Source organism: Microcystis sp. M44BS1 (genome assembly GCF_020244875.1).
Classification (GTDB): domain Bacteria; phylum Cyanobacteriota; class Cyanobacteriia; order Cyanobacteriales; family Microcystaceae; genus Microcystis; species Microcystis panniformis.
Window position 1 is genome coordinate 1 of sequence record NZ_JADBVM010000037.1, and the last position, 4949, is coordinate 4949.

Below are 4949 nucleotides of genomic sequence, written 5' to 3' on the forward strand. Positions count from 1 at the left end.
ATATTTGAGTAAGCCAGACAGGAGCCAGAAAAAGATATTTATCAGAAAAGTCATGAGCAAGCTAGAGGTTTAAAGACTGAGCGGGTTCCAATTATTTTTATTAATAAATATTTTACACAATTCATACCAGGTAAGCAAGAGAGCTACGCCACTACTACCGAATCATTACCGAGCGTTTTAACGCGACAGTGCCTTGACCGACGTATTTCCGATAAGAATGTTTTAACAGAGGAAGTTGCCGCTTGGGAAAACCGCCGCAATCAAAATTCTTCCTCTGTAGATTGGCGATTCACAACCGAAGATGCTCGGCTTAAGTTGAAGCGATTATATCCGTCAGTTCCTTCTTGACAGACCACTAGGATAATCTTATTGAACCCTTCTGTCATTTCCAGTTTGACATCTGGTTAGTTCGATGATACCATAGAGACTCATGGTTTTATGAACAACTCAAATCTACCATTAAGGCATTAATATTATGGCTGATGTTCTAAGAGAATTTGACAAAAAACAACAGAAAAATATACTTAAAGAGGAATTATCCAAACAACAAATATCACAAATAAGATCAAACATTGAAAGAATCATATCCAGCTATAGACACATTTGGGATATTTACGCAGAACTTTTGCAAAATAGTGCCGATGCTATTATAGAAAAATTTGGAGAAGACAAAATCGATCAAGGTCGCATCGAGTTAGAAATAAATACGGAGCAAAGAGAAATCATCATCACAGATAACGGTATTGGTATAGAAGAATAAGAAATATCTAAGATTTTAGTTAATGGTAAATCTTTAAAAAGAGAGAAAAATACTGAAAAATTTGGATTTATGGGTTATGGATTTACCTTTGTTGCTTTTCAAAGTAATTTATTGAAAATTGAGAGTATCAAAGACGGGATAAAAGCATCAAGAACCTATAGAGATTTATATCACTTTATCTACTCTAAATCAGAGTTGCCAAATTCAGAAGAAGAAGAAATTGACCAGAAATCTCAATCAACTTCAGAAGAATCTCAAACAAAGATAACTGTTAAATTTCCTAATGATTTTCCCAATGAAGTAGTAGAGGAAACACTATCAACAGCTTTTAATTTTGCCAAATGTGAAAAAACCATCGAGGCAATTTTGAGAACAAGATCTGTGGTTGGAACCCTAGATAAAGTCTTCTCTTCAAAAGAGTATTTTCAATTTAGCCTTAAGGTAGATGGTCAGAAGTTTAAAATTAAAACTGGCTATTTAACTGTCAGGGAAATTGTTCGAGAAGTGGTTGGAATTGAGCAATCATTTTATAATAGACTAGACGAGTACGAAACTTTGATAAAATTAGGTGATGACAAGTTCTCCCAAACACAAAAAGAGGCTGCTTTTAAAGCCAATCTTCTAGACGAAAAAATAGATGAAATTGAATTTGGTTCTAAAAATCCCTTGTCCGCAAGAATTTTAATTTCTGCTACCAGTAAGAACTTTATCAATAAATTTAATGAAAGATTCCATAATAATGATATATCTACTGACTTTAAGATAGAACACGGATGCTGGTTGGCAATAAATGGAATGCCTACGGGAATTTGCATACATCCATTTGATGACAGTAATTACTTTCCCTACACGGTTTTAGTAGATATAAAAGATAATTCAATTCGTACGGAGTTAGACTCAGGTAGAAAAGGAATTAGTCCTTATCGAATGAAACAGATATCGGATAAAGTATTTGAGATACTTAAAGACAGAAACTATATTAAATATCGTCGCTACATAGTTGAAGGAGATACTAGAACAAGAATTAGCGATCCTTTTTATATACCTTATGAAAAATTAAATGATAAATTGAAAGAAAAAAGATACTTTGAATCATCTTTAACTCAAAAGTATTTACCCCCCCTAGAAGAGCAGGAGGTTCTTGGCCTTTTTATTGAAATTGTTGCTAAGAATCTTCTGAAAGGCTATGAATTAAAAATACTGTCAGGCTATCAAGTTTATGATGGTTTGTACTATTATAATTTAACAGAGTCTCAAGATATATATTATTCAAATGACAATCAACTAGGAATACATAAGACAATTTTTACAAATTATGGAAGTAGTCTAAGAAAAGACATCTTGATAGAATTTAAGAGAAATTTACAAGACATTTATTCAGATATTAATAATAATAAAAAAGATGCCAATCATATTGATATATTGGTGTGTTGGGATGTAGAATTTGAAAATAAGAATAAACTTCAAAAGGAAAAAGGCGATATATTAATGGAAAGAGACATAATGAGAAATGTTTTTTACGGTGTTACACATAGTTTAACCGTGACAGGAAGACAGCAGGCATTGCCAATTATCGAACTTAAAAAGGTCTTAGAAAGATTATTTAACTACACAGACAAGAATTTATAAGACAGTACAAACTTGAGAGAATCTTATCGAACCCTTCTGTCATTTTTTGCTACAAAAGGGAGAGATGAGCCAATAAAAGCCCATCTCTCGCCAATTTATCCCTCTACTTTAGTGAAAGCCAAGAATACTTTACTTGTTACCGTTACCCTGCATAGCTAAAACCGCATCGCGCAGTTTATCCGGCACTTCTTGCAGGTGATCCTCATCCCACTGGAAGAAACCGACACCCATAGTCAAAGAACGCAATTCAACGATAAAATCGTGCATTTCCGCTTGGGGGAGATGGGCCGTTACCTGATCCCAACCTTTCCACTCCCCAGAAGCTTCAAAACCCTGAATTTGACCGCGTTTACCACTGATTAACTGTAAAACCTTGGCGGTGTATTCTGAGGGAGCGAGAACCGTCACCGATAGAATTGGTTCTAATAAGACCGGATGACATTTAGGCAGTCCCTCCGTCATCGCTAGACGGGCCGCTTGTTTAAAAGCTTGTTCGGAACTATCGACACTGTGATAGGAACCATCGGTGAGGGTGACATCAATATCCACCACAGGGAAACCCAACGGACCATGACCGAGATATTCCCGCACTCCCGTTTCCACCCCGGGGATATACTGTTTGGGGACGACACCACCGACAATGGTTTCATGGAATTGGAAACCTTCCCCCCGGGGTAAGGGTTTAATATCGAGGTAAACATCACCAAAAGCACCGTGGCCGCCGGTTTGGTGTTTATAACGTCCGTGGGATTTAGTGCTGGTTTTGATCGTTTCCTTGTAGGGAACTTGGGGTAAATGGGTGGTCATCGGTAGATTATACTTGCGTGCTAGGCGATCGAGGGCCACTTGCAGATGAATTTCTCCCTGTCCCCAAAGAATCACCTCTTTAGTATCGCCGTGTTGTTCCCAGTGGAGGGAGGGATCTTCTTCGATCAGTTTCGTCAAAGCTGAACTTAATTTAACTTCATCCTTGCGATTTGCGGCGGCAATAGCGAGAGCAAAGACGGGTTTAAGCTGTAATCCTTTGGGAAGGTCGGGTTTTTGACTGCCGCTGCTAACCACGTCTCCGGTGGCGATTCCCTCCAAACGACCGAGAGCGATAATTTCCCCCGCTTGGGCCTGCTGTAGGGGTTGTTGTTGTTGTCCCATGAGACGATAGATACCACCAATCCGCACACCGTTCAAGGCCATGCCATCGTTAAGGGTTCCCTGCCAAACTCGCCCTAGGGACAGGCGACCGCCCTGGGGAGTAAAATAGGTTTTGAGGATTTGTACCACTGCATCTCCATCCGCACTGGGATCGAGACCGCGACGGTTGGCAGTAATTGTCGGGGCCGGCGCTTCTTCCACTAAAGCGGTGAGGAGATGACGCACACCATAATCCCGTTCCGCCATACCGAAGAACACGGGTACTATCTGATCGGCTCCCAGTTCTTGTTTTAAGTCTTGGAGAATTTCTTCCCGGGAGGGGTTAATATCTTCGAGGAGTTCTTCTAAAAGATGATCGTCAAATTCGGCGATCGTTTCTAGCATTTCTTGTCGAGCAATCTGTTCTTCTTCCTTGAGGTGGTCGGGTAAAGCTACAGGATCGGCGGGACTGTTAGCATGGTAATGATAAGCCTGTTCGTTGATTAAATCGATGAATCCAATAATTTCGTTGTTCTGACGGATGGGATATTGCTGGGGAACGAGGGGACGACTAGAAACGGATTTGAGAGCTTGTAGGACTTCGTTAAAGTGACTATTACAGCGATCCATCTTGTTGATGAAGATTAGATGCGGAATTTCCCAATCATCGAGGAATTTTAGCAAGGGAGCTAGGGTGAGAACTCGATCGACCACTGGTTCACAAACGATAATAGCAGCACCGGCCCCGACGAGGGCATTATAGGTTTCACTGGCAAATTCGATCGAACCGGGGCAATCGAGAAAGGTAAAATTTAGGTTTTGGTATTGACTATGGGCAACGGAAACTTCTACACTCATCTGTCGATCCCGCGCTTGGGTGGAACTATCACCGACGGTATTGCGATCGCTAATTTTACCTTTTCTGGTGATCGCTCCTGTTACGAAAAGTAAACTTTCCAGTAAGGAGGTTTTTCCACTGGAGTAGGGGCCGACAAGGGCCACATTACGGGTGTTTGCTCCGATACTTTGATTCATACAGATACCCCCAACAATGATTTAGTGATTAGTTGCGGCGATTGGACGATATTTACACTCGATCGCCCTAGGAAATATACTGTCATAGCACTGAAAATTACTCTCAGGACGTATTTAGAAGTGAAAGGCCTGTCTTGCCATAATTTTGCCCAGTGCTACAGGTGTATTCTTTCTTACTCTTCACCCTAACTCAGTCTCAAGCATCACATCCCATTCTCGCAATCTCTTGTAAAGTCTTGCCTACTTTTAGTTAAGGAACTTGAATAAATGTTAACTAGGGTTTGCTAAATAAGTTTTTCGTGGGTGTGGGGTGTGGGGTGTGGGGAAATGGGGAAATGGGGAAATGGGGAAATGGGGAAATGGGGAAATGGGGAAATGGGGAAATGGGGAAATGGGG

The 4949-nt window shown here is 40.3% G+C and carries 3 protein-coding genes and 1 pseudogene; 3 read left to right on the forward strand and 1 reads right to left on the reverse strand.

What is annotated here, in order from left to right; translation table 11 throughout:
* Positions 1 to 165: 165 nt before the first annotated feature.
* The 3 genes and pseudogenes from IM515_RS02130 to IM515_RS02140 all read left to right on the forward strand — a co-directional run.
* Positions 166 to 348, forward strand: a pseudogene (locus IM515_RS02130) (IS630 family transposase); the annotation flags it as partial.
* Positions 349 to 475: 127 nt separating this feature from the next.
* Positions 476 to 760, forward strand: coding sequence for a hypothetical protein (locus IM515_RS02135; protein WP_287628658.1), 285 nt, complete (start codon positions 476 to 478; stop codon positions 758 to 760).
* A gap of 69 nt (positions 761 to 829) precedes the next feature.
* Positions 830 to 2389 carry a hypothetical protein gene (locus IM515_RS02140; RefSeq protein ID WP_287628657.1) on the forward strand — a complete coding sequence of 520 codons (1560 nt, stop codon included), beginning with the start codon at positions 830 to 832 and terminating at the stop codon, positions 2387 to 2389.
* A gap of 129 nt (positions 2390 to 2518) precedes the next feature.
* Here IM515_RS02140 and IM515_RS02145 read toward each other — a convergent pair whose 3' ends face one another.
* Positions 2519 to 4552, reverse strand: a complete 2034-nt coding sequence (locus tag IM515_RS02145; RefSeq protein ID WP_287628656.1) for an elongation factor G — start codon at positions 4550 to 4552, stop codon at positions 2519 to 2521.
* Between the last annotated feature and the right edge of the window lie 397 nt (positions 4553 to 4949).

Coding starts and splice junctions, on each gene's coding strand:
- IM515_RS02135 (WP_287628658.1), top strand. CDS start 476: ATGGCTGATGTTCTAAGAGAATTTGACAAAAAACAACAGAAAAATATA.
- IM515_RS02140 (WP_287628657.1), top strand. CDS start 830: ATGGGTTATGGATTTACCTTTGTTGCTTTTCAAAGTAATTTATTGAAA.
- IM515_RS02145 (WP_287628656.1), bottom strand. CDS start 4,552: ATGAATCAAAGTATCGGAGCAAACACCCGTAATGTGGCCCTTGTCGGC.